This is a genomic window from Micromonospora chalcea, from assembly GCF_028768405.1.
Lineage (GTDB): Bacteria > Actinomycetota > Actinomycetes > Mycobacteriales > Micromonosporaceae > Micromonospora > Micromonospora chalcea.
In genome coordinates this window covers 3,481,601-3,503,250 of sequence record NZ_CP118233.1, presented here as the reverse complement: position 1 = coordinate 3,503,250, position 21,650 = coordinate 3,481,601, and the positions used below count along the sequence as shown (strand labels likewise).

Here is a 21,650-nt window from a genome sequence, read left to right as displayed (position 1 = left end):
GATCGACTACCCGGGCGCACCCCCGGGCGGATCGGGGCGGGTCAGCCGACTATCTGGTCCGAGGGTGGGGTGAACTGGCGGGTCGGCTGACCCTTCAGGGAATCCCGCAGGGTCTGCGCCACCGCGTTCACCGGGATCTGCGACTGCCCGTCACCCACCGCGTTGAACGGATTGTCCGGGTCGGCGATGAAACTCGCCGCCGCCAGCTCCGGCGTGTAGCCGACGAACCACGCCGACCGGGTGCTGTCCGTCGTACCCGTCTTGCCGGCGACCGGCCGGCCCACGGTGCCGCGGACGCTGTCGGCCGTCGACCAGCCGCCGCAGCTCCCCTTCGCCGGGGTGTCGCCGGTCGGGCAGCGCGCCGCGTCCGTGGCGGCCCGGGCCGCGTCCGCGTTCACCACCTGGCGGCACCGGGGCTTGGCGACCTCCCGCTGCACCCCGCCCGGCGTGCTGTACGTGGCCGGTGTGCCGTCCCGGTTCATGATCGCGTTGACCGGGATCGCCTCGCAGTAGCGCCCGTCGGCGGCGATGGCGGCGTACGCGTTCGCCATCTCCAGCGGGGTGGCGTCGGAGACGCCGAGCGTGAACGCGCCCCACTTCTTCGCCTTGCCCGGCGACGCCTGTTCCTTGTCCACGTCGGTACGCCAGCGCAGCCCCAGTTGCTCGGCCAGCCGCACCCCGGCGTCCGCGCCGATCTTCTCCTCCAGCTGGACGAAGTAGGTGTTCACCGACTTGCCGAACCCGGACCACATGGTCTGCCGCCCGGTCATCGCGCCGCTGGCGTTCGACGGGGCCCACCCGTCGTAGACGGCCGACTTGTACGTGTACGGCGAGTCGTACGCGGTGGACAGCGGCATCCCGGCGTTGAGCGCGGCGAGCATCGGGAACATCTTGAACGTCGAACCGGCCTGGTAGCCCGGGAGCGTCCCGCCGCCGAGCAGCGGCGCCACCGTGTTCGGGTAGTTCGCCTTGACCTTCGGTCCGGCCTCCGGGTTCGAGCTGTTCGGGTTCTCGGCCAGGTCCAGCGAGTAGTTCCGGTTCACCGCCATCGCCTTGATCCGCCCGGTGCCGGGCTCGGCGACCACGATGCCGTTGGCGAACGGGCTGCCGGTGTTGTCCTTGGCGCCCACGTTCTTCTCCGCCGCCGCCTGCGTCTTCGGATCGAGCGCGAGCACGATCCGGTAGCCGCCGCGGCGCAGCTTGTCCATCCGTTCCAGCCGGTTCTCGCCGAACGCGGGCTGGGCGCTCCACCAGTTCTTCAGGTAGTCGCAGTAGAAGCCCCAGCTGCGGTGCCCGCCGTCGATCGCGGCGCAGTCGTTCGGCGGGTCGGTCAGCTTCAGCTTGATCGGCTGGCCCTTGGCCGCCGCGGCGGCGTCGGGTGACAGGTAACCGAGGCGGGCCATGTTGTCCAGCACGTAGTTGCGCCGGCCGGTGGCCTCCTTCTGGTCGGAGGTGATCGGGTCGTACTCCGACGGCGACTTCACCAGCCCGGCCAGCGTGGCCGCCTCGACCGGGGTGAGCGTGGCCGGCGTCTTGGAGAAGAAGATCTGCGAGGCGGCGTAGATCCCGTACGCGCGGTGACCGAAGTAGGCCGAGTTGAGGTAGCGCTCCAGGATCTGTTCCTTGGTCAGGTGCTTCTCGATGTCCAGCGCCATGCGCATCTCCTTGACCTTGCGCAGGCTGGTCTGCTGGGTCGCCTCCTGGACCTCCTTGGGCGTGGTCGCGCTGTCCCGCAGCGCCATCCGCACGTACTGCATGGTGATCGTCGAGGCGCCCTGGGAGACGCCGCCGGATCGGGCGTTGGAGACGAAAGCTCGCGCCACGCCCTTCGGGTCGACGCCGTGGTGCTGGTAGAAGCGGTTGTCCTCGGCGGCGACGATCGCCTGCTGGATGTTCGGCGACATGTTCTCGATCTTGGTGTACTGCCGGTACTCCTCGTAGAACATCGTCAGCACCGTCTTGCCGTCCGGCGCGTAGACGTACGAGGTCTCGGCCGGCAGCGCGGTCTTGAGGATGCTCGTCTTCTGTTCGATCGCGTGCGCGGTGGCCTTGGCCCCGATGCCGGTGACGGCGACCAGCGGATACAGGGCGGCGGCGACCACGATGCCGGCGATCAGCCCGGCGCGGAGAAGAGGAACGAGACGGCCAGCGGAAGCAAGGGGACGACTGCTCACGGGGTCAAGCTATGACATTTCCGATTCGGAAATGAGAAGAACTCATAAACCGGCGGACCGTGACGCGACCCACGCCGGGATGCGCTGTCCCGGGCGGCGGCTACCCGGCAGGATCGCGGACATGCCCGCACCATCGACCGGGAGCGCCGCCGCGCTCGACGAGCCCGACCTGGGCCACCACGGGGACGCCGAGGCCACGCCCGGCCTGGTCGACCTGGCGGTCAACGTGCGCCGCGCCCCGATGCCGGACTGGCTGGCCGACCCGGTCACCGCCGCGCTGGGCGACCTGGCCGCGTACCCGGACCCGGCGCCGGCCCGCGCCGCCGTCGCTCACCGGCACGGGCGACCCCCGGAAGAGGTACTCCTCACCGCCGGCGCCGCCGAGGGTTTCGTCCTGATCGCCCGCGCGTTGTCCGGCGTCCGCCACCCCGTCGTGGTGCACCCCCAGTTCACCGAGCCGGAAGCCGCGCTGCGGGCCGCCGGGCACCGGGTGGACCGGGTGCTGCTCGACCCGGCCGACGGCTTCCGCCTGGACCCGGCGAGCGTCCCGGAAGACGCCGACCTGGTCATGATCGGCAACCCCACGAACCCGACCTCCGTGCTGCACCCGGTGGAGGCGATCGCCACGCTGGCCCGCCCCGGACGGGTGCTCGTGGTCGACGAGGCCTTCGCCGACACCACCACCGCGCCGGGCGTCGACGGCGAGCCCGAGTCCCTGGCCGCGCGTCGCGACCTGCCCGGCCTCGTGGTCGTGCGCAGCCTCACCAAGACCTGGGGCCTGGCCGGGCTGCGGATCGGCTACCTGCTCGGCGACCCCGCGCTGCTGGCCCGGTTCGCCGCCGCGCAGCCGCTCTGGGCGGTCTCCACCCCCGCGCTCGCCGCCGCCACCGCCTGCGCCGCGCCGGCCGCCGTCGCCGCCGAACGCGCCATCGCCGCCGAACTCGCCGCCGACCGCGACCACCTGGTGGCCGGCCTGTCCGGCCTGCCCGGGGTACGCGTGGCGGGCCGCCCCGCCGCCGCCTTCGTCCTGATCCACGTGGCCGGCGCCGCCGACGTGCGGGAGCGGCTGCGCGCGCACGGCTGGGCGGTACGCCGGGGCGACACGTTCCCCGGGCTCGGCCCGGACTGGCTCCGGATCGCCGTACGCGACAGGGGCACCACAGACGCGTTCATCGAGACGCTGGCACGGATCCTGGAGGCATGATGCTGGAGTCCACAGTCGCGGCGATCCGGCCGCTGGACGAGGCCGCCATGGCGGCGGCCCGCGAGTTGCAGGGGCGGCTGACCAAGCCCGCGGGCTCGCTCGGCGCCCTGGAGCCGCTCTCGGTACGCCTCGCCGGGCTGGCGGACGCCTGCCCGCCGCCGCTGCCCGAGCCGGCCGCGGTGGCGATCTTCGCCGGTGACCACGGCGTGCACGCCCAGGGCGTGACCCCGTGGCCGCAGGAGGTCACCGCCCAGATGATCGCCAACTTCCTGGCCGGCGGCGCCGTGGTGAACGCGTTCGCCCGCCAGGCCGGCGCCTCGGTCACGGTGGTGGACGTCGGCCTGGCCACCCCGATCCCCGGCGCCGAGTCCGCCGACCCGGCCGGGCCGCGTCTGGTGTCCGCGAACGTCCGCGCCGGCACCCGCGACATGACGGTCACCGCCGCGCTCACCCGGGACGAGGCCCGCACGGCCGTCGAGACCGGTATCCGGGTCGCGGGCGAGCTGATCGACGCCGGGGCGGGCATCCTGCTCACCGGCGACATGGGCATCGGCAACACCACCCCGTCCGCCACGCTCATCGCCGCGTTCTCCGGCGTCGACGCCGAGGCGGCCACCGGCCGGGGCACCGGGGTCGACGACGAGACGTACGCCCGCAAGGTGGCGGTGGTGCGGGCCGCGCTGGCCCGGCACGAGCCCGACCCGGCCGACCCGCTGGGCGTCCTCGCGGCGGTCGGCGGGCTGGAGCACGCCGCGCTGACCGGCCTGATCCTCGGCGCCGCCGCGCGCCGGGTCCCGGTGCTGCTCGACGGCGTGATCGCGGTGAGCGCCGCGGTCGCCGCCGCCGCGTTCGCGCCGGACGCGGTGGGCGCCATGGTGGCCGGGCACCGCAGCGCCGAGCCGGGCGCCACGGCGGCGCTGCGGCACCTCGGACTGGAGCCGCTGATCGACCTGGGGCTGCGGCTCGGCGAGGGCACCGGGGCGCTGCTCGCCCTGCCGGTGGTCACCGGCGCGGTCCGGGTACTGCACGAGGTGGCGACGTTCGACTCCGCCGGGGTGGCGGAGAAGTGACCGGACCGACGTCGCCCAGCCCGTACCCCCTGGGGTTGCGGCTGGACGGGCGGCGCGTGGTCGTCGTGGGCGGGGGAGCGGTCGCCACCCGGCGGGTGCCGGCGCTGCTCGACGCCGGCGCGGACGTCCTGCTGGTCTCGCCCGAACTGACGCCGGCGCTGCGTGCCCACGTCGACGCCGGGCGGCTGCACTGGGAGCCGCGCCGGTTCGCCCCCGGTGACCTGGACGGCGCGTGGCTGGTCCAGGTGGCGGTGGACGACCGGACCGCCGCCGCCGCGGTCAGCGCCGCCGCGGCCGAGCGGCGGATCTTCTGCGTACGCGCCGACGACCGGACGGCGGCGAGCGCGTGGACGCCGGCGGTGACCCGGCACGGCCCGGTGACGGTTGCGGTCCTCGGCGGCGGCGACCCCCGCCGCGCGATGGCAGTCCGCGACGCCGTCCGGGAGTTGCTCGGAAGGAAGGGCCCCCCGTTAACGCCTGCGGTAGAGGAAGGGACCCCTGTTAACACCGGCGGCCGCGTCGCGCTCGTCGGATCCGGTCCGGGCGACCCGGAGCTGATCACCGTGAAGGGATGGCGGCTGCTCACCGAGGCCGAGGTGGTCGTCGCCGACCGGCTCGTGCCCGGACTGCTCCTGGACGAGATGCGCCCCGACGTCGAGCTGGTCGACGCCTCCAAGATCCCGTACGGGCCGTCGCGCGCCCAGGAGGAGATCAACCGGATCCTGGTGGACCGGGCCCGGGCCGGCAAGGTCGTGGTACGGCTCAAGGGCGGCGACCCGTACGTCTTCGGCCGGGGCGGCGAGGAACTGCTGGCCTGCGCCGAGGCGGGCGTACCGGTGACTGTGGTACCCGGCGTGACCAGCGCGATCGCGGTGCCCGAGGTGGCCGGCGTGCCGGTGACGCACCGGGGAGTGGCGCACGAGTTCACAGTGGTCTCCGGGCACCTCGCGCCCGACGCGCCCGCGTCGCTGGTGCGTTGGGACGCCCTGGCCGGGCTGCGCGGCACGCTGGTGATCCTGATGGGGCTGAAGAACCTCGCCGCGATCAGCGCCACCCTGATCGCGCACGGCAAGCCGGCGGACACCCCGGCCGCGGTGATCCAGGAGGGCACCACGTCGGCCCAGCGCACGCTGCGCTCCACGCTCGGCGCGGTCGCCGCCGACGTCGAGGCCGCCGCCCTGCGCCCACCCGCGATCGTGGTGGTAGGCGACGTGGTGCACGCCCTGACCCCCGACTGACCCTCCGCCCTCGTACGGCGTTACTGCTTGAGCATGTTGTCCAGCAGCAGGGCGCAGCGGATCAGGCCCAGGTGGCTGTACGCCTGCGGGTGGTTGCCCAGCCCGCGCTCGGCCAGCGGGTCGTACTGCTCCGGCAGCAGCCCGGTCGGCCCGGCCGTGTCGACCATCTGGGTGAACAGCTCCTCCGCGTCGCTCCGGCGGCCGGTGCGCAGGTACGCCTCGATCAGCCACGACGTGCAGATGTGGAAGCCGCCCTCCCGGCCGGGCAGGCCGTCGTCCCAGTGGTACCGGTAGACGACCGGCCCGCTGCGCAGCTCCGCCTCGATCTTGAGCACGGTGGAGAGGAAGCGCGGGTCGTCACCGGCGAGCAGCCCGGAGATGCCGATCCACAGCGACGAGGCGTCCATCTCCTCGTAGCCGTAGGCGACGCTGTACGCCTCGGCCTCCGGGTGCCAGCCGTGCTCCAGCACGTTCGAGGCGATCCGGTCGCGCAGCTCGACCCACTCGGGCCGGTCCTCGCCGCCGTGCCGCCGTACGACGTGCAGCGCCCGGTCCACAGTCATCCAGAGCATGACCTTGGAGAAGACGTGGTGCCGCGGGGGGAGGCGGGCCTCCCAGATGCCGTGGTCGGGCTCGTGCCAGCGGCGGCGTACCGCCTCGACCATGTTCTCCAGCACCCGCCACTCGTCGTCCCGGATCGAGCCCCGGGCGTCGGCGACGGCCGCGATCAGGTCCGCGACCGGGCCGAACACGTCGAGCTGGAGCTGGTGGTTGGCGAGGTTGCCGACCCGTACCGGCCGGGAGCCGGCGTAGCCGGGCAGCGTGTCGATGACCGCCTCGGCGCCCAGCTCGAAGCCGTCCACCGTGTAGAGCGGGTGCAGCCGCTCCGGGTGCCCGCCGGTGCGCTCGACCACGCCGTCGATCCAGCGCAGCAGACCTTCGGCCTCCTCGGTGGAGCCGAGGTCGACCAGCGCGCGGGCGGTCATCGCGGCGTCCCGGAGCCAGCAGTAGCGGTAGTCCCAGTTGCGGACACCGCCCAGCTCCTCGGGCAGCGACGTGGTGGCCGCGGCGAGGATCGAGCCGGTGGGCTCGTGGCAGAGCCCGCGCAGCGTCAGCGCGCTGCGGGCGACCAGGTCCCGGGCGGTGGCGGGCAGCCGCAGCGAGGCCACCCAGTCCTTCCAGGGCTGCTCGGCGGCGGCCTGCCGTTCGTGCACCGGCAGCCGGTGCGGCTCCAGGCTCTGGGTGCCGAAGCGCAGCTCCAGCACCACCTGGCCGCCGGCCGCCGACAGGTCGACCACCGCCTTCGCGGTCTCGTACCCGGCGTCGTTGGTGACCTCCCACTCGACGCCGGGGGAGTGCAGCGCGACCGGCTCGTTGGAGCCGAGCACCAGCAGGCCGTCGTCGAGCGGCTGGAGCTGCACCGCGACCTGGCCGAACTCGGGCCTCGGCGCGAACTCGACGCGGGCCCGCCCGGTGCCGCTGAGCACCCGGACCAGTGTGGAGTCGCCGCTGACCACGGCCGGGTCGTCCGGCGTGGTCTGCCGTACCGGTAGGTCGAGCCAGTCGGTCACGGTCAGGCCGGACCAGCGGGTCTCGACGGTCATCGTGTTGCTGCGGTAGCGCTGGCCGAGCGGGATGCCGCCGCGCTCCGGGCCGACCGTGAAGTGCCCGGCCGGGCTGCCGCCGACCAGGTCGGCGAAGATCGCCGCCGAGTCCGGCTTCGGGTGACACAGCCAGGTGATCTTCGCTTCCGGCGTGACGAGCGCGACGGTACGGCCGTTGGCGAGCATCGAGTGCCGCTCGATCGGCACCGCCCGCTCGCCGAACAGCCAGTGCCGCCGCGTCTCCAGCAGCAGCCCCAGTGCGCGGGCCGCCTCGATCGGCTCGGACACCCGGTAGTCGGCGCGGGTCTCGCCGGGGCCGATCTTGATGCCGACGTCCGGCCCGGTCAGGTTGCCGAACGCGTTCTCGTCGGTGACGTCGTCGCCGATGAACAGCACCGCGCTGGCGGCGAGCTGGGTCCGGAGCTGGTCGATCGCGGTGCCCTTGTTGGTGACCACCACCGACAGCTCGATGACTTCCTTGCCCTGGGTGACCGTCACGCCGTCCCAGGTCGCCGGCCCGTTGCGGACCGCCTCTACGGCCCGGGCGGCGGTGTGCGGGTCGACGCCGCGGGTGTGCACGGCGACGCTGGCGGGCTTGCGTTCCAGGCGGATGCCCGGATGCTCGGCGGCGATCTCCCGCAGCGCCTCGCGGAGCCGGTGCCGGACCGCGATCAGCTCGGGGGTGAGGCGCTCGACGAAGCCGATGTCGAACTCCGAGCCGTGGCTGCCGACGAGGTGCACCTCGCTGGGCAGCCGGGAGAGCGTGGCCAGGTCGCGCAGCGCGCGGCCGGAGACCACCGCGACGCTGGTCTGCGGCAGCGAGGCCAGAGCGCGTACCGCGGCCACCGACTCCGGCAGCGGAACGGCCTTGCTCGGGTCCTCGACGATCGGCGCGAGCGTGCCGTCGTAGTCGCAGGCGACCAGAAGCTGCGGAACCCGGGCGATGCGGCCGATCGCGGCACGCAGTTCGGGATCCAGCACGCCGCCGTGTGCGGCGGCGAGGGCGGGCGAGGTCACGCAGCCTCCGTATCTCCGACGCCGAGCTCGCTGAGGAACGACTTGGCCCAGTGGCCCACGTCGTGGCTGCGCAGATGGCGTTGCATGACGCGCATCCGGCGGCGGGCTTCGGGCTTTTCGACATGCACGGCCCGCAGCAACGCGTCCTTCACCGCGTCCGGGTCGTGCGGATTACACAGGAACGCCTGGCGCAGCTCGGTGGCAGCGCCGGCGAACTCACTGAGCACGAGCGCGCCGCCCTGGTCGGCGCGCGATGCGACGTACTCCTTGGCCACCAGATTCATTCCGTCTCGCAGCGGGGTCACCATCATGACGTCGGCCGCGACGTACATCGCGGCCAGTTCGGAGCGACTGTACGACTGATGCAGATAATGCACTGCAGGCACGCCGACCCGGCCGAATTCACCATTGATCCGGCCAACCTCGCGTTCCACCTTCACCCGAAGTGCCTGGTAGTGCTCCACACGCTCGCGGCTGGGCGTGGCGACCTGCACCATAACCGCGTCCGGAACTGTCAACTTTCCGTCAGCGAGGAGTTCGCGGAAGGCCTTCAGGCGGAGTTCGATGCCCTTGGTGTAGTCGAGCCGGTCGACGCCCAGGATGATCGTCTTCGGGTTGCCCAGCTCCTCGCGGATCTGCTTGGCGCGGGCCTGGATCGCCGGGTCCTCGGCCAGCCGCTCCATCTCCTTGGTGTCGATCGAGATGGGGAACGCGCCCGCCTTCACCTGCCGGCCGTCGACCTGGATCATCTGGCCCTCGTAGCGCAGGCCGAGCAGGTGCCGGGCCAGCCGGACGAAGTTCTGCGCCGCCAGCCGCTGCTGGAAACCGACAAGGTCCGCGCCGAGCAGGCCGCGCAGGATCTCGGTGCGGAACGGCATCTGCATGAACAGCTCGATCGGCGGGAACGGGATGTGCAGGAAGAAGCCGATCCGCAGGTCCGGCCGCAGCTCGCGGAGCATCGCCGGCACCAGCTGGAGCTGGTAGTCCTGGACCCAGACCGTGGCGCCCTCGGCCGCCACGTCGGCCGCGGCCTCCGCGAACCGGGCGTTCACCAACCGGTACGCCTCGCGCCAGCGGCGCTTGTACGCGGGTGTCTCCACGGCGTCGTGGTAGAGCGGCCAGATCGTCGCGTTCGACTGGCCCTCGTAGTAGCGCTCCAGCTCCTCGGCGCTCAACGGCACCGGGTGCAGGCGGATGCCCTCCAGGTCGAACGGCTCGGGCGCGGCGCCGGTGCCGCCGGCCCACCCCACCCAGGTGCCCTGGTGCTCGGCGAGCACCGGGTGCAGCGCGGTCACCAGCCCGCCCGGGCTGCGCCGCCACTGCCGCCCCTCGGGTGTGCTCACCTCGTCGACCGGCAGGCGGTTGGCCACTACGACAAAGGAGCTACGGACGGTCACGATCGGCCACCTCCGGGTACTGACGGGTCCACCGCGATGAGCGTACTGAGCGTAGCTGCGGCCTCTGTTCCCCCGTGCCGGAGTTACCTACCCGTCCCAGAACCGCCGAACCCACCGCGTGATCTTGTCGACACCGGTGGCTCAGAGGTCGATGATCGGCCACTCCTTCGGCAGCACCTCACCGAGCAGCTCCCGCCGGTCCGTCACGATCGGCACGAGCGGATTGGCGGCGGCCTCCATGGCCAGCTGCGCGAGATCCATCCGCCCGGTCATCCGCCGCGACCAGCCTCCGAGGTAGGCGCACATGTCAGGTTCCACGGGGGTGATCTGCACCTGCGGCAGGGCGGCCAGCAGTTCCAGAAGCTCCCACTGCGGAGCCGTGGCCTGCTGATTTGCATGCGCCAGGCAGAGGGCGGGCACCAGCACGTCACGCGCGTAGTCGGCGGCCTCGGCGATCCTCGCACCGACGTCCTTGGCGCCCGAGGCATAGGCCAGCAGCGCGGCCGTGTCGAGCGCCAGGCCGAACTGCGTCACCGCCGCGCCTTCGCCCTGGCCGCAAGGACCTCCGACTGGAGCCGGCTGGCCCGCTCACGAAGCTCGGGCGTGATACTCGCGGTGAGCTGCTGCATCTCCGCGTGGGCCCGGGCCACGTCCTCGTCGGTGATCGTGACACCGGCGCGAGCGAGCAGCACCCGCGTCTGCTCGCCGGCCATCTGCCGACGCACGGCGCGCGCTACGAAGGCGGACACGTTCGGCTCCTTGGCCAGCCGCTCCGCGACGTCGTCCGGCAGGCTCACGGCGATCTTCTTGGTCATACGCCAAGGCTATTCAGTCATACCCGCGCCGGCAAGGAGGCGCGCCGCCGTACCCCTGGGGTGGGGTGATGTGGGCGTGGCGGTCCGTACCTGTCAGGATTGACGGCGGCGTGCGTGCGGCCGGCTCCCGGCCGGCGGCGGCGGGCGGAGATCGACGCCCGCGCCCCGCACCCGACAAGCCCGCGAACGCAACCGACGGAGGTAGCCCGCACCGTGGCCCAGTTCATCTACGTCCTGGACAAGGCGCGCAAGGCGCACGGCGACAAGGTCGTGCTCGACAACGTGACGCTGAACTTCCTGCCGGGTGTCAAGATCGGGGTGGTCGGTCCGAACGGCGCCGGTAAGTCCAGCCTCCTCAAAATCATGGCAGGGCTGGACCGGCCGAGCAACGGCGAGGCCCGGCTCATGCCCGGCTACTCCGTCGGCATGCTCGCGCAGGAGCCGCCGCTCAACGAGGAGAAGACGGTCCTCGGCAACGTCGAGGAGGCGGTCGCCGAGACCAAGGCCAAGCTGGAGCGGTTCAACGCCATCGCCGAGCAGATGGCCACCGACTACTCCGACGAGCTGATGGAGGAGATGGGCAAGCTCCAGGAGGAGCTGGACGCCGCCGACGCGTGGGACATCGACTCCAAGCTCGAACTCGCGATGGATGCGCTGCGCTGCCCGCCGCCGGACGCCGACGTCACCAAGCTCTCCGGTGGAGAGCGCCGCCGGGTCGCGCTGTGCAAGCTGCTGCTGGAGGCGCCGGACCTGCTGCTGCTCGACGAGCCCACCAACCACCTGGACGCGGAGAGCGTGCAGTGGCTGGAGCAGCACCTGGCCAAGTACGCCGGCACCGTCCTGGCGATCACCCACGACCGGTACTTCCTGGACAACGTGGCCAACTGGATCCTGGAGCTGGACCGCGGCCGGGCCTACCCGTACGAGGGCAACTACTCCACCTACCTGGAGAAGAAGGCCGCCCGGCTCTCCGTCGAGGGACGCCGCGACGCCAAGATGAAGAAGCGGCTGTCCGAGGAACTGGAGTGGGTTCGCTCGAACGCCAAGGCTCGGCAGACCAAGTCCAAGGCCCGCCTGGACCGCTACGACGAGATGGCCGCCGAGGCGGAGAAGACCCGGAAGCTGGACTTCGAGGAGATCCAGATCCCGCCGGGCCCGCGACTGGGCAACACGGTCATCGAGGCGCAGAACCTGACAAAGGCGTTCGGCGACCGGGTGCTGATCGACGACCTGTCGTTCTCGCTGCCCCGCAACGGCATCGTCGGCATCATCGGCCCGAACGGCGTCGGCAAGACCACGCTGTTCAAGACCATCGTCGGGCTGGAGCAGCCGACCAGCGGCTCGGTCCGGGTCGGCGAGACGGTCTCGCTGTCGTACGTCGACCAGAACCGGCAGGGCCTGGACGGCGACAAGACGGTCTGGGAGGTCGTCTCCGACGGGCTGGACCACCTCATGGTGGGCAAGGTCGAGATGCCGTCCCGGGCGTACATCGCGGCGTTCGGCTTCAAGGGGCCGGACCAGCAGAAGCCGACGAAGGTGCTCTCCGGCGGCGAGCGCAACCGGCTCAACCTGGCGCTGACGCTGAAGATCGGCGGCAACGTGATCCTGCTCGACGAGCCGACGAACGACCTGGACGTGGAGACGCTGTCCAGCCTGGAGAACGCGCTGCTGGAGTTCCCCGGCTGCGCCGTGGTCATCTCCCACGACCGGATGTTCCTGGACCGGGTCGCCACGCACATCCTGGCCTGGGAGGGCGACGACCAGAACCCGGCGAAGTGGTTCTGGTTCGAGGGCAACTTCGAGGCGTACGAGAAGAACAAGATCGACCGGCTCGGCGCCGAGGCGGCCCGGCCGCACCGGGTGACCTACCGCAAGCTCACCCGTGACTGACCGCTTCGTCTACCACTGCGCGTTGCGCTGGTCCGACCTGGACGCGTACGGCCACGTCAACAACGCCCGCTTCCTCACGCTCTACGAGGAGGCCCGGGTGGCGATGATGTTCGCCGGTGGCCGGGCGTGGGGAGTGGGCTCGTTCGCCGACGGGGTGGTCATCCGCCGGCACGAGGTCGACTATCTGCGCCCGGTCGACTACGCGCTCGGCCGGGCCAGCGCGGAGGCGGCCCCGACCGTGCGGATCGAGCTGTGGGTGGACCAGATCCGCAACGCCTCGTTCTCGGTCGCCTACGAGCTGTACGACGGCGACACGCTGGCCAGCACCGCCCGGTCGGTGCTGGTGCCGTTCGACCTCGCCGCCCAGCGGCCACGCCGGATCTCGCCGGACGAGCGCGCGTTCCTGCTCCGCTACGCGCCGGGGCTGAGCGGATGACGACCGGGCACGGGCTGACCGGGGTGGCCGACGCGGGGGCCTTCCTGGCCCGGCTGGTCCGGTTCGACCCGGCCACGGTGGTCCGCCTGCGGCCGGTGCCCGGCGCCGGGCGTACGGCGCTCTGGGCGCGGCTGCCCTGGGGGGTGCTCGTGGTCCGTACCGTGCCCGGCGCCGCCCCCGGTGACGTCACTGTGGCCGCGGGGGAGCTGCTGGCCGAACTCTCCGCCGGGGGCGCGGCGCTGCCGGTACGGCGGGACGACGGCTGGCGCTGGCAGCTCCCACCGGCTGCCAGCCGCGTGGTGGAGACGCTGCCCGGCGCGGAGTTGCGCCGGATCGCGGAGGCGGCGGCCGGGACGCTGCGCGAGGCGGCCACGCACGGGGTGGCCGGCCGCGCGGTGGGTCAGCGGGTGCTGCGGGACGCGCTGCTGGACCACGTCGCCGTGGTGGTGACGCCGGACGAGGACCCGCGCACGCCGGTGGAGGTGTCGCAGCGGCTGGTGCAGGGTCTGGTCCGGATGGGCTTCGCCGGTAGCGGCGAGGACGACGTTCAGGTGCGGGTCGCCGGCCGGTGGGCCGGGCTCGTCGGTCCGTTCGGGGCGGTGTGGTCGCGTACCGTCGCCGATCTTGCACTCAGGCCGATGCCGGGTCAGCCGAAAGTATGACCCATCATCGGCCTTCCGGTTTGGGGCGGCCGTTGGGGGGATGCCTCATGCCGCCTGTCCGGGTACCGTCCTTCCTCGGATCCAACGCACCGTAGGCGATTGGATCCGCTGGGGAGTGAGGTGCGCGAGCGATGCCGTGGTGGTCATGGCGCCCTGGTCCCGCCGCTGGCGGCGAACCGGAGACTCGAAGCGGAGTCACAGTGGATGACACCATCCGGGTGGGGCCACCTACCCCGCGCCAGCCGGGAGACGACGCGCCGGCACCCGAGCGCCCGGCCCTGGCGGACATGCCGGCCACTGTCGCCCCGGTCACCCTGAGCCGGGTCTGCGACGCGCTCGACCTGCTGGACGTGCGCTACCTGGCCGACGGCGGCGGCAACCTGCTGGCCATGTGGGAGCGGCACGCCGTGCTCGTCGCGCTGGAGGGCCCGGAGGACGAGATCCTGGTGATGCGGGCCCGCCCGCACGCCACCGTCCCGCCGGACTGGGCCGACCGGGCGTACCGGGTGGTCAACGAGTGGAACCACACCCGCCGCTTCTGCAAGGCGTACATCGGCGACCCGACCGAGCGCGGCCAGCTCCCGATCTACGCCGAACTCCAGGTCCCGCTCGGCGCCGGGGCCCACGACGCGCTGCTCGTCGAGATGCTCGACTGCGGCGCCGCGGTCGCCACCACGTTCGTCGACTGGCTGCACGACGAGGGCGCGCTGCTCTGAGAGCCGGGCGGCTCAGCCGGCCGCCGGGTCCTCCATCACGTTCACCATGAAGTAGGCGGCCCGCTCCAGGTAGTCCCAGAGCGCGCCGGCGAGCTGCGGCGGCAGGTCCAGCGCGTCCACCGCCCGGCGCATGTGCAGCAACCAGGCGTCGCGCTCCGCGGCGCCGATCCGGAATGGGGCGTGCCGTATCCGCAGCCGGGGGTGCCCGCGCTGCTCGGAGTAGGTGTGCGGCCCACCCCAGTACTGGATGAGGAAGAGGGTCAGCCGGTCCGCCGCCGGGCCCAGATCCTCCTCCGGGTACATCGGCCGCAGCAGCGGGTCCTCGGCGACGCCGGCGTAGAACTCGTCCACCAGCTTGCGGAAGGCCGGTTCACCGCCGATCGCCTCGAAGAGGGTCATCGACTCGCCTGGGGAAGTCACGCTTCCATCCTGCCAGGTGCGCCCCCGCGGTCGCGCCCGCCCGCGGGGCGGCGCGGATCACGTCACCGCGTGCCGGCGCCGGCCGTGCTCCCGGCCCCGGTCGCCCGCCGCCGGGCCACGCGCGGCGTGCGTGGGTGCGGCGGCGTCCGGGGCCGACTCGGCGCGGGCGGCCGCGATCGCCGCGTCGATGGTGCGCGGCCGAGGCCAGGCGAACGCCGCGACGAGCATCAGCAGCACGCCCGCCGCACTCCACGCGCCGACCACCGACGGGACGGAGAACCGCTCGGCGAGGGCGCCGGTGGCGAGCACCGCGGCGCCCTGGATGACCTGGGTGCCGGTGGCCATCACCCCGAACGCCCGGGCCCGGTAGCCGTCCGGCAGGGCCTGCACGAACAGCCCGTTGGCGACCGGCACCAGCCCGGCGACGGCGAAGCCGCACGCCGCGGCGAGCAACGCCACCACGGACGGGGCCGGGTCGAGGAGCGCGGGCACGAGCACCGCCGGCGCGATCACCATCAGCGGCCGCATCAGCGCCAACCGGCGCGCCGGGGCGATCAGCCGCCCGATGATCACCCCGCCGAGGACGTATCCGACCGGACCGGCGGCCATGATGACCGCCTGGGCGGTGCCGGCGTCCATCGTGCCGTCGGTGCGCTCGGCGGCCCAGCCGGCGGCCAGCCCTTCGGGGACGATCGAGAACAGCATCGCGCTGAACACCAGCATCGCGATGGCCCGCAGCACCGGCCGTTCGAAGACGATGCGGAAGCCCTGGCCGGTCTCCCGCAGCAGGTGGCTGCGGTGCTTCGCGGTCATCGTCGACGGCCGGTCGCGTACGCCGACGCGGACCAGCAGGGCCGACAGGGCGAAGGTCGCCGCGTTGACGAGCAGCGCGGCGTTCGGGTTCAGCGCGGCGATGGTCGCGCCGATCAGGTAGCCGACGACCTGGGCGGCCTGGGACGCGCTGGTGAACGCGGACAGGCCCACCACCAGCCGGTCGCCGGTGAGGATCTGCGGCATCACCGCCGAGCGCGCCGCCTGGCTCGGCGGATTCGCGAGCGTGGCCAGGAAGATCAGCGCGAGGACCGACCAGGCCGGCATGAACGGCATGGCGACGAGCACCATCAGCGCCATCCGGATCAGGTCGCAGATCACCATGACCCGGCGGTAGCGGTGCCGCTCGGCGAGCGCGGAGAGCAACGGGCCACCGAGCAGCCAGGGCAGATAGCTGACCGCGAACGCGGCGGCGGAGAGCGCGACCGATTCGGTCTCGCGCAGCACGAGCACGGTGACCGCGGCCTTGGCGAGATAGTCGCCGACCCAGGAGAGGATGTTGGCGGCGAAGAGCGCCCGGAACTCCGGCTGACCGAACACGTCGCGGAAGGTGGCCGGGCCCTCCTGGGCGGGTCGCTCGTCGGACACCGTCGCCTCCATCGTTCCTGGTCGACCACTTGTGATGGCCCGACCGGGAACCGTCGTCAGATCAACCGATCAGCGAGGACACGAGCACGCTCCCCGGTGGAGCGTGTTCACCGGATTCTGCCCGATCGTCTGACAACTGGCTAGGGTGAACGGATTGATCGTCGCATCTCCGACTGAACCGAACGGACGATACCCGAGGGGCCGCGCGGAGCGCGACCCCCGGAAAATAGTCCGGCTTGTCCGGCGACTCAGGTGGGTCCGCTGGTCCCCGTGCCCTCGGCCGTGGGCGTCGCCGGCGTCTGGGGCGGCAGCCCGGGGAAGAGCCGGGCCGCCGCGATCTGCGCGGTGATCCCGGAGTTCTCCAGCGCCTCGGCGAGGCGGCGGCGCAGCTCCCGGCCCACCGCGAACTGCCCGTCCGCGGTGGTCTTGACGACGGTACGGATCACCGTGCCGTCCACGGTGATCTGCTCGACGCCGAGGACCTCCGGCGCCTCGACGATCTTCGGCGCCAGCTCCGGGTCCAGCGCCACCGACGCCGCCGCGGTACGCAGCACCGCCGTGGCCTCCTCGGTGCCGGCGAAGCCGATCGGCAGGTCGACCACGACCAGGGCCCAGCCCTGACTCTTGTTGCCGACGCGGACGATCTCCCCGTTGCGGATGTACCAGAGCACCCCGCGGCCGTCACGGACCGTGGTCACCCGCAGGCCCACCGCCTCCACCACGCCCGTCGCCTCGCCGAGGTCGACCGTGTCACCGACGCCGTACTGGTCCTCGATCAACATGAACAGGCCGGCGATCAGGTCCTTGACCAGGCTCTGCGCGCCGAAACCGAGCGCCACGCCGGCGATGCCCGCGCTGGCCAGCAGCGGGGCCAGGTCGAAGCTGAACTCCTTGAGCACCATCAGCAACGCGATGCCGAACACGAACGCGGTGACCATGCTGCGCAGCACCGACCCGATCGCCTCGGCCCGCTGCCGCCGCCGCTCCGGCACGAACTGGTCCGGGTCGGGCGTGGCGCTGGGAATCCGTTCCCGCAGCGGGCGGAGCATGGTCGGCACCGCGCCGTCGGTGGTGGTCCGCACCAGCCGGTTGATGGTCCGGTGCAGCGCCCAGCGGGCGGCCACCGCGAGCAGCAGGATCAGCGCCACCCGCAGCGGCTTGAACAGGATCCAGTAGCTGCTCTCGGCGAACCAGGCGGAGTCGGTGACCCGGTACACCCACTCGCAGGAGCTGCTGCCCTGGCAGTCCGGCCGCCGGTCGGAGACGGCGGACAGCAGGGCGGAGATCAGGTCGGAGAGATTCACAGTGCTTTCGTACCGCACCCGCGTCGCCCGTCCGGCGCGGACCCACCGCCGGCCGGGCAACCCGCCCTGCTTCCTGCTCCGTTGTACCGGGGGGCGGCAAAAAACGCCCCGGCCCGCACGGGGGCCCCGCGACTGGCCGTCCAGCGCGCAGCTGGGCGGAGCAAGGGGAAAAGCGACATGACGGAGGAACTCTTAGGCGCGCGCCGATCCTGGTCCCGTCGTCAGGTGCTGACGGTGGTGGCGGCGGCCGGCGCCGCGCCGCTGGTGGCGACCGGGGCGGCGAAACTGTCTGCCGAATCGCCGGTCAAGTTCCGCAGCGACCCGTTCGAGATCCGCGATCTGCCGCAGGGGCAGCGGCCCTACTACAGCGGGGTGCGGCTGCCGCTCGTCGACACGGGCACGCACGACGAGCACGGCGTACGCATGGCGCTGCTCACCGGGAAGCTCTACGACCATCCGGTGGCCCAGGCCCAGTACGGCATCAACCTGCTGGAGAGTCACCGGGTCACCGGCGATCAGGTGTACCTCAAGCGGGCGATGGCGCAGGCGCAGCGCCTGATCGACAGGCGGGTCGTGCGGCGGGACGCCTGGTTCTACCCGTACCGGTTCCGGCACGCCATGCACCGCGGCACCGACGTCTACGAGACGCCGTGGTACTCGATGATGGCCCAGGGACAGGCGATGAGCCTCTTCGTCCGGCTGGCGCAGATCGTCGGCGAGCGCACCCACTGGCGGCAGGCGGCCGACTCGACGTTCGCGTCCTACCTGCTCCCACCGGTGGGCGGCCTGCCGTGGGGGGTGTACGTCAAGGACGGGCTGCTCTGGCTTGAGGAGTACGCCCACCCGACGCGGGTGCGCGGCGACCAGACCTACAACGGGCACGTCTTCTCGGCCTTCGGGCTCTGGGACTACTGGAGCCTGAGCCGCGACGCCCGGGCCCGCCAGATGCTCCAGGGCGCGATCACCACCGCCCGGGACGCCCACCACCTCGTCCGCACCCGCCAGTGGCGGAGCCGGTACTGCCTCACCCACCGCAAGGACGCGGGCATGTACCACTCGACGCACATCATCCAGCACGCCGTGCTGCACGCGATCACCGGCGACCCGACCTTCGCCGGGATCATGGACCTGTTCTACTCCGACCACCCCACCTACGGGGTGTCCGGAACGATCCGGCTCGCCCCCGGGGACCACGTCGGCTACAAGTTCGACGCGTCCGGCACGGTCCTGGACCGCAAGCGGATCTCCCTGACCAGGCCGACCGAGGCGGCCTCCACGGAACGGCACAAGGTGATGCGGCAGACCGGCATCTGGTACGACATCAGCGAGGGGAGCCTGAGCGGCTACCTGGTCCAGGAGATCCCCGGCCGGTCGTACCAGATCGGGAGAGCGGCGCCGATCGGCTACCGCATCCCGCGCTCGGCGGTGGTCGTCGCCGCGCCCGGCAGGGCGTACTCCCTGGACGACGCCGGGAAGGTGACGGCGGTGACCGCCGGCCTCGCCGTCGGTGACACCGTGACAGTGGATCTGCGCGCCGCCATCGACGGCGTCCAGCACTACCGCCTGGCCGCCGGCCCGCACGAGGGCCAGTGGGTCCGGCTGGGCACCCTGCGTAGCGTCGGCACGGCGTAGCGCGAGCGCGCCGGACCGCCCCGGTGCGGGTGATCCGGCGGGCCGCTTGCAGATTCGTGCGTGCAATCGAGGGCGCGATCAGGGACTATTGGCGCAACGGACGTCGGTGATCCGGCCGGCGTCGGAATTCGTTCCGCGCTGTTCGCGGGCGGTTCCGGCGCGCAGACGGCGGGAGCGGCTGGACCGGGAGGGTGAGCGCGATGCCTGACATACGACCCACGGCGGGCTCCGGTGCGCTCGTTCTCAACGCCACCTACGAACCCCTGTGCGTCGTGTCGGTGCGTCGTGCCGCGATCCTCGTGCTCTCCGCCAAGGCGATCTGCGTCGCCGACGGTGAGGGCATCCTGCACAGCGCGCGCAACGCGTTACCGGTGCCCTCTGTGGTACGCCTGACCCGCTACGTCCGGGTGCCCTACCGCACCCACGTCGGGCTGTCCCGGCGGGCCGTGTTCGCCCGCGACGGGTGGCGGTGCGCGTACTGCCGGGGGCCGGCGGAGACCATCGACCACGTGTTCCCGCGCAGCCGGGGTGGCCGGCACGCCTGGGAGAACGTGGTCGCCGCGTGCGCGCGGTGCAACCACACCAAAGGCGACAAGACGCCGGCCGAGCTGGGCTGGCGGCTGCACCACCTGCCGGCCGCCCCGAAAGGGGCGGCCTGGCGGGTTCTCGGGCACCGCGCGCCCGACCCGCGCTGGGCGGACTGGCTCGACCTGCGCGAGCCCGAGTCCGAGGCGGCCTGACCGGAGCGCTCAGCGCGCCTTGACCAGCGAGGCGTAGACGACCAGGTTGTCCGCGTACCCGGTCTCGCCGCCCACCCAGCGCCCACCGCAGGTGATCAGCCGCAGGTTGGGCCGGCTGAAGTCGCCGTAGACGTCCTCCACCGGCAGTTTCTCCTTGCCGTACCGCTCGATCGAGGTCACCTCGAACACCGCCACCGAGCGGTCCTCGCGGGTCACCTCGATCCGGTCGCCGTCGTCGAGGTTCTTCAGCCCGTGGAAGACGGCCGGCCCGGTGGTGGTGTCGACGTGCCCGACGAGCACCGCCGGGCCGTACTGGCCGGGGGTGGGGCCCTGGTCGTACCAGCCGACCTCGCCGGCCCGGTCCACGTCCGGCACGTCGATGCTGCCGTCCGGCGCGATTCCGACGCGGTGCACCGGCGCGCGCAGGTCGAGCTTGCCGATGCTCAGGTCGGTCGGCGGGCTGGCCGGCAGCACCGGGAACTTCTTCGGCGGCGGGCGCAGGCCGGCGACGATCCGGTCCGGCAGCACGCTGACCCCGGTCACCCGTTCCAGCCCGAGCATGGCCACGATCAGCGCCATCACGCTCGCCACCACGAGCACCGGGACACCCGGGTTGCGGCTCGGGGCGTACCGGCGGGTGGTGGCCGGTGCGGCGCGGGCCGGGACCGGCCGCGGGTCGGCGGTGGTGACGCTGGCCGTGAAGGCGTGCCCGGCGACATGGGCGAACCGGCGCGCGGCCCGGGACGTCAGCCGCAGCGCGGCCCGGAGCCGTTTCGCGCGCTCCGGCGGCCGGCGGCCGGCGGCGCGACGGCGGGTGCGGTCCGCCGCCGGGCCGGCGCGGTCCCGGCGGCGCGATTTGCGGGCCATGTCGGCGCCTCGTCAGACGCGGTTACCGGTCTTGCGGCGGGCGCTCACACCGGCCACCACTGCCACCGCCACCAGCCCGCCGACCAGCAGCAGCGAGCCGGTGCCCCGGCCGCCTGCGGCGCCCCCACCGCCGGTCGCCGGTCCCTTGCTCGGCTGCGCCATGTTCAGCACGGTGAGCATGGTCGAGGCGGTGTTGCCGTTGGAGCAGTCCAGGTTCACCGGGTAGTCGCCGGGCGCCTTGTTGCCGGGCACGGTGACCGAGCCGGTGAGGAAGCCGTTGTCGGGCCGCAGCGTCACCCGCCCGAAGGCGTCCGAGGTGACCTGGGCCTGACGGTTGTTGCTGTTGTCGCAGCCGGCCCGCAGGCTCACCCGGGAACCGGCCTGGACGCTGTTCGGCGTCACCTCGATGAACACGCTCTCGCCGGCCCGCGCCGGTGGCGCGGTCGCCAGGACGAACGTCGCGACCAGGCCGAACAGGCCCAGTACGGACGACAGCACGCGGTGTGACAGGAGCCCTCGCATGGTTCCCCCCTCCCGGCGCGACGGTGCGCCGGACCCACTGACGGGCAGCGGCGGCTGCTTTCCCGGCGGGCGGGGGAAGCTAACGAGGCGCCTTCACCACGGGATGCCAGGCCAGCGGCGTGGAGAGCACCATCGTGCTGGACGGCTGGCCGTACGGGGCGAGCCGGTCGATGACCTCCTCGAACTCGCCCATGTTGGTGGCGGCGACCTTGAGCATGCTGCAGGCGTCCCCGGTGATCCGGTGGATCTCCATGATCTCCGGCCAGCCGGAGACCTCGGGGTCGTTGAGGATGCAGCGCGCGCCGTAGCAGGACATCCGGATCAGGGCGAGCACCGTGCGTCCGGCCCGGGTGAGGTCGACGTGGGCGTGGTAGCCGGTGATCACGCCGGACTCCTCCAGCCGCCGCACCCGTTCGGCCACCGCGGGCGGGGACAGGTGGACCCGGCGGGACAACTCGCTGTACGAGAGCCGGGCGTCGGCCTGGAGCTCACGCAGCAACGCCCAGTCCATGTCGTCCACGCG

Annotated in this window: 20 protein-coding genes; 9 read left to right on the top strand and 11 right to left on the bottom strand. The window is 72.6% G+C overall.

The window, feature by feature from the left end:
• Positions 1–41: 41 nt before the first annotated feature.
• A complete protein-coding gene (locus PVK74_RS15165; protein ID WP_064448656.1) occupies positions 42–2,174 on the bottom strand; it encodes a transglycosylase domain-containing protein in 2,133 nt (710 codons plus the stop codon).
• Positions 2,175–2,295: 121 nt separating this feature from the next.
• Between PVK74_RS15165 and cobC the strand changes: the two genes are divergently transcribed.
• The 3 genes from cobC to cobA are packed head-to-tail and all read left to right on the top strand — an operon-like array spanning position 2,296 to position 5,686.
• Positions 2,296–3,378: an Rv2231c family histidinol phosphate aminotransferase CobC gene (cobC, locus tag PVK74_RS15160; protein ID WP_274476648.1), complete on the top strand. Its 1,083-nt coding sequence runs from the start codon at positions 2,296–2,298 to the stop codon at positions 3,376–3,378.
• Positions 3,378–4,448 (top strand): nicotinate-nucleotide--dimethylbenzimidazole phosphoribosyltransferase, encoded by a 1,071-nt coding sequence (cobT, locus tag PVK74_RS15155; protein WP_274479283.1) that lies wholly within the window; start codon positions 3,378–3,380, stop codon positions 4,446–4,448. The genes cobC and cobT overlap by 1 nt, the downstream gene beginning before the upstream one ends.
• Positions 4,445–5,686, top strand: a complete 1,242-nt coding sequence (cobA, locus tag PVK74_RS15150) for a uroporphyrinogen-III C-methyltransferase (protein WP_274476647.1) — start codon at positions 4,445–4,447, stop codon at positions 5,684–5,686. The genes cobT and cobA overlap by 4 nt, the downstream gene beginning before the upstream one ends.
• Positions 5,687–5,706: 20 nt before the next feature.
• Here cobA and otsB read toward each other — a convergent pair whose 3' ends face one another.
• From otsB to PVK74_RS15130, 4 genes are all read right to left on the bottom strand, one after another.
• On the bottom strand, positions 5,707–8,307 hold the full coding sequence (otsB, locus tag PVK74_RS15145) for a trehalose-phosphatase (protein WP_043328885.1): 2,601 nt from the start codon (positions 8,305–8,307) through the stop codon (positions 5,707–5,709).
• On the bottom strand, positions 8,304–9,704 hold the full coding sequence (locus tag PVK74_RS15140; protein ID WP_043328887.1) for an alpha,alpha-trehalose-phosphate synthase (UDP-forming): 1,401 nt from the start codon (positions 9,702–9,704) through the stop codon (positions 8,304–8,306). Before PVK74_RS15140 ends, otsB begins: the two co-directional genes overlap by 4 nt.
• A gap of 141 nt (positions 9,705–9,845) precedes the next feature.
• Positions 9,846–10,238, bottom strand: coding sequence for a hypothetical protein (locus PVK74_RS15135; protein WP_187693234.1), 393 nt, complete (start codon positions 10,236–10,238; stop codon positions 9,846–9,848).
• Entirely contained in the window at positions 10,235–10,519 is a 285-nt protein-coding gene (locus PVK74_RS15130; protein WP_043328891.1) for a hypothetical protein, read from the bottom strand. Before PVK74_RS15130 ends, PVK74_RS15135 begins: the two co-directional genes overlap by 4 nt.
• Positions 10,520–10,732: 213 nt before the next feature.
• Between PVK74_RS15130 and ettA the strand changes: the two genes are divergently transcribed.
• From ettA to PVK74_RS15110, 4 genes are all read left to right on the top strand, one after another.
• Positions 10,733–12,409 (top strand): energy-dependent translational throttle protein EttA, encoded by a 1,677-nt coding sequence (gene ettA, locus PVK74_RS15125; RefSeq protein WP_043328893.1) that lies wholly within the window; start codon positions 10,733–10,735, stop codon positions 12,407–12,409.
• Entirely contained in the window at positions 12,402–12,845 is a 444-nt protein-coding gene (locus tag PVK74_RS15120) for an acyl-CoA thioesterase (protein WP_043328894.1), read from the top strand. The genes ettA and PVK74_RS15120 overlap by 8 nt, the downstream gene beginning before the upstream one ends.
• Positions 12,842–13,507 (top strand): DUF8185 domain-containing protein, encoded by a 666-nt coding sequence (locus PVK74_RS15115; RefSeq protein ID WP_274476642.1) that lies wholly within the window; start codon positions 12,842–12,844, stop codon positions 13,505–13,507. Before PVK74_RS15120 ends, PVK74_RS15115 begins: the two co-directional genes overlap by 4 nt.
• Positions 13,508–13,638: 131 nt before the next feature.
• Positions 13,639–14,223 carry a type III secretion system chaperone family protein gene (locus PVK74_RS15110; protein WP_043328898.1) on the top strand — a complete coding sequence of 195 codons (585 nt, stop codon included), beginning with the start codon at positions 13,639–13,641 and terminating at the stop codon, positions 14,221–14,223.
• A 12-nt stretch (positions 14,224–14,235) separates the two neighbouring features.
• Here PVK74_RS15110 and PVK74_RS15105 read toward each other — a convergent pair whose 3' ends face one another.
• The 3 genes from PVK74_RS15105 to PVK74_RS15095 form a co-directional block, all read right to left on the bottom strand.
• The gene (locus PVK74_RS15105) at positions 14,236–14,622 is read right to left on the bottom strand and encodes a globin (RefSeq protein WP_274479282.1); all 387 of its coding nucleotides are present in this window, start codon (positions 14,620–14,622) and stop codon (positions 14,236–14,238) included.
• Between the two features lie 78 nt (positions 14,623–14,700).
• Positions 14,701–16,074 (bottom strand): MFS transporter, encoded by a 1,374-nt coding sequence (locus PVK74_RS15100; RefSeq protein WP_064448651.1) that lies wholly within the window; start codon positions 16,072–16,074, stop codon positions 14,701–14,703.
• Positions 16,075–16,310: 236 nt separating this feature from the next.
• The gene (locus PVK74_RS15095) at positions 16,311–17,366 is read right to left on the bottom strand and encodes a mechanosensitive ion channel family protein (RefSeq protein ID WP_223201338.1); all 1,056 of its coding nucleotides are present in this window, start codon (positions 17,364–17,366) and stop codon (positions 16,311–16,313) included.
• A 177-nt stretch (positions 17,367–17,543) separates the two neighbouring features.
• Between PVK74_RS15095 and PVK74_RS15090 the strand changes: the two genes are divergently transcribed.
• A complete protein-coding gene (locus PVK74_RS15090) occupies positions 17,544–18,998 on the top strand; it encodes a D-glucuronyl C5-epimerase family protein (protein ID WP_274476639.1) in 1,455 nt (484 codons plus the stop codon).
• Positions 18,999–19,198: 200 nt separating this feature from the next.
• Positions 19,199–19,738, top strand: a complete 540-nt coding sequence (locus PVK74_RS15085) for an HNH endonuclease (protein ID WP_030502198.1) — start codon at positions 19,199–19,201, stop codon at positions 19,736–19,738.
• Positions 19,739–19,747: 9 nt separating this feature from the next.
• Here the strand turns inward: PVK74_RS15085 and PVK74_RS15080 are convergent, their stop codons facing one another.
• From PVK74_RS15080 to PVK74_RS15070, 3 genes are all read right to left on the bottom strand, one after another.
• Entirely contained in the window at positions 19,748–20,605 is an 858-nt protein-coding gene (locus PVK74_RS15080) for a class F sortase (RefSeq protein ID WP_043328904.1), read from the bottom strand.
• 12 nt (positions 20,606–20,617) lie between these two features.
• Positions 20,618–21,127 (bottom strand): hypothetical protein, encoded by a 510-nt coding sequence (locus PVK74_RS15075; RefSeq protein WP_043328906.1) that lies wholly within the window; start codon positions 21,125–21,127, stop codon positions 20,618–20,620.
• Between the two features lie 79 nt (positions 21,128–21,206).
• Positions 21,207–21,647: an Lrp/AsnC family transcriptional regulator gene (locus tag PVK74_RS15070; protein WP_210898582.1), complete on the bottom strand. Its 441-nt coding sequence runs from the start codon at positions 21,645–21,647 to the stop codon at positions 21,207–21,209.
• Between the last annotated feature and the right edge of the window lie 3 nt (positions 21,648–21,650).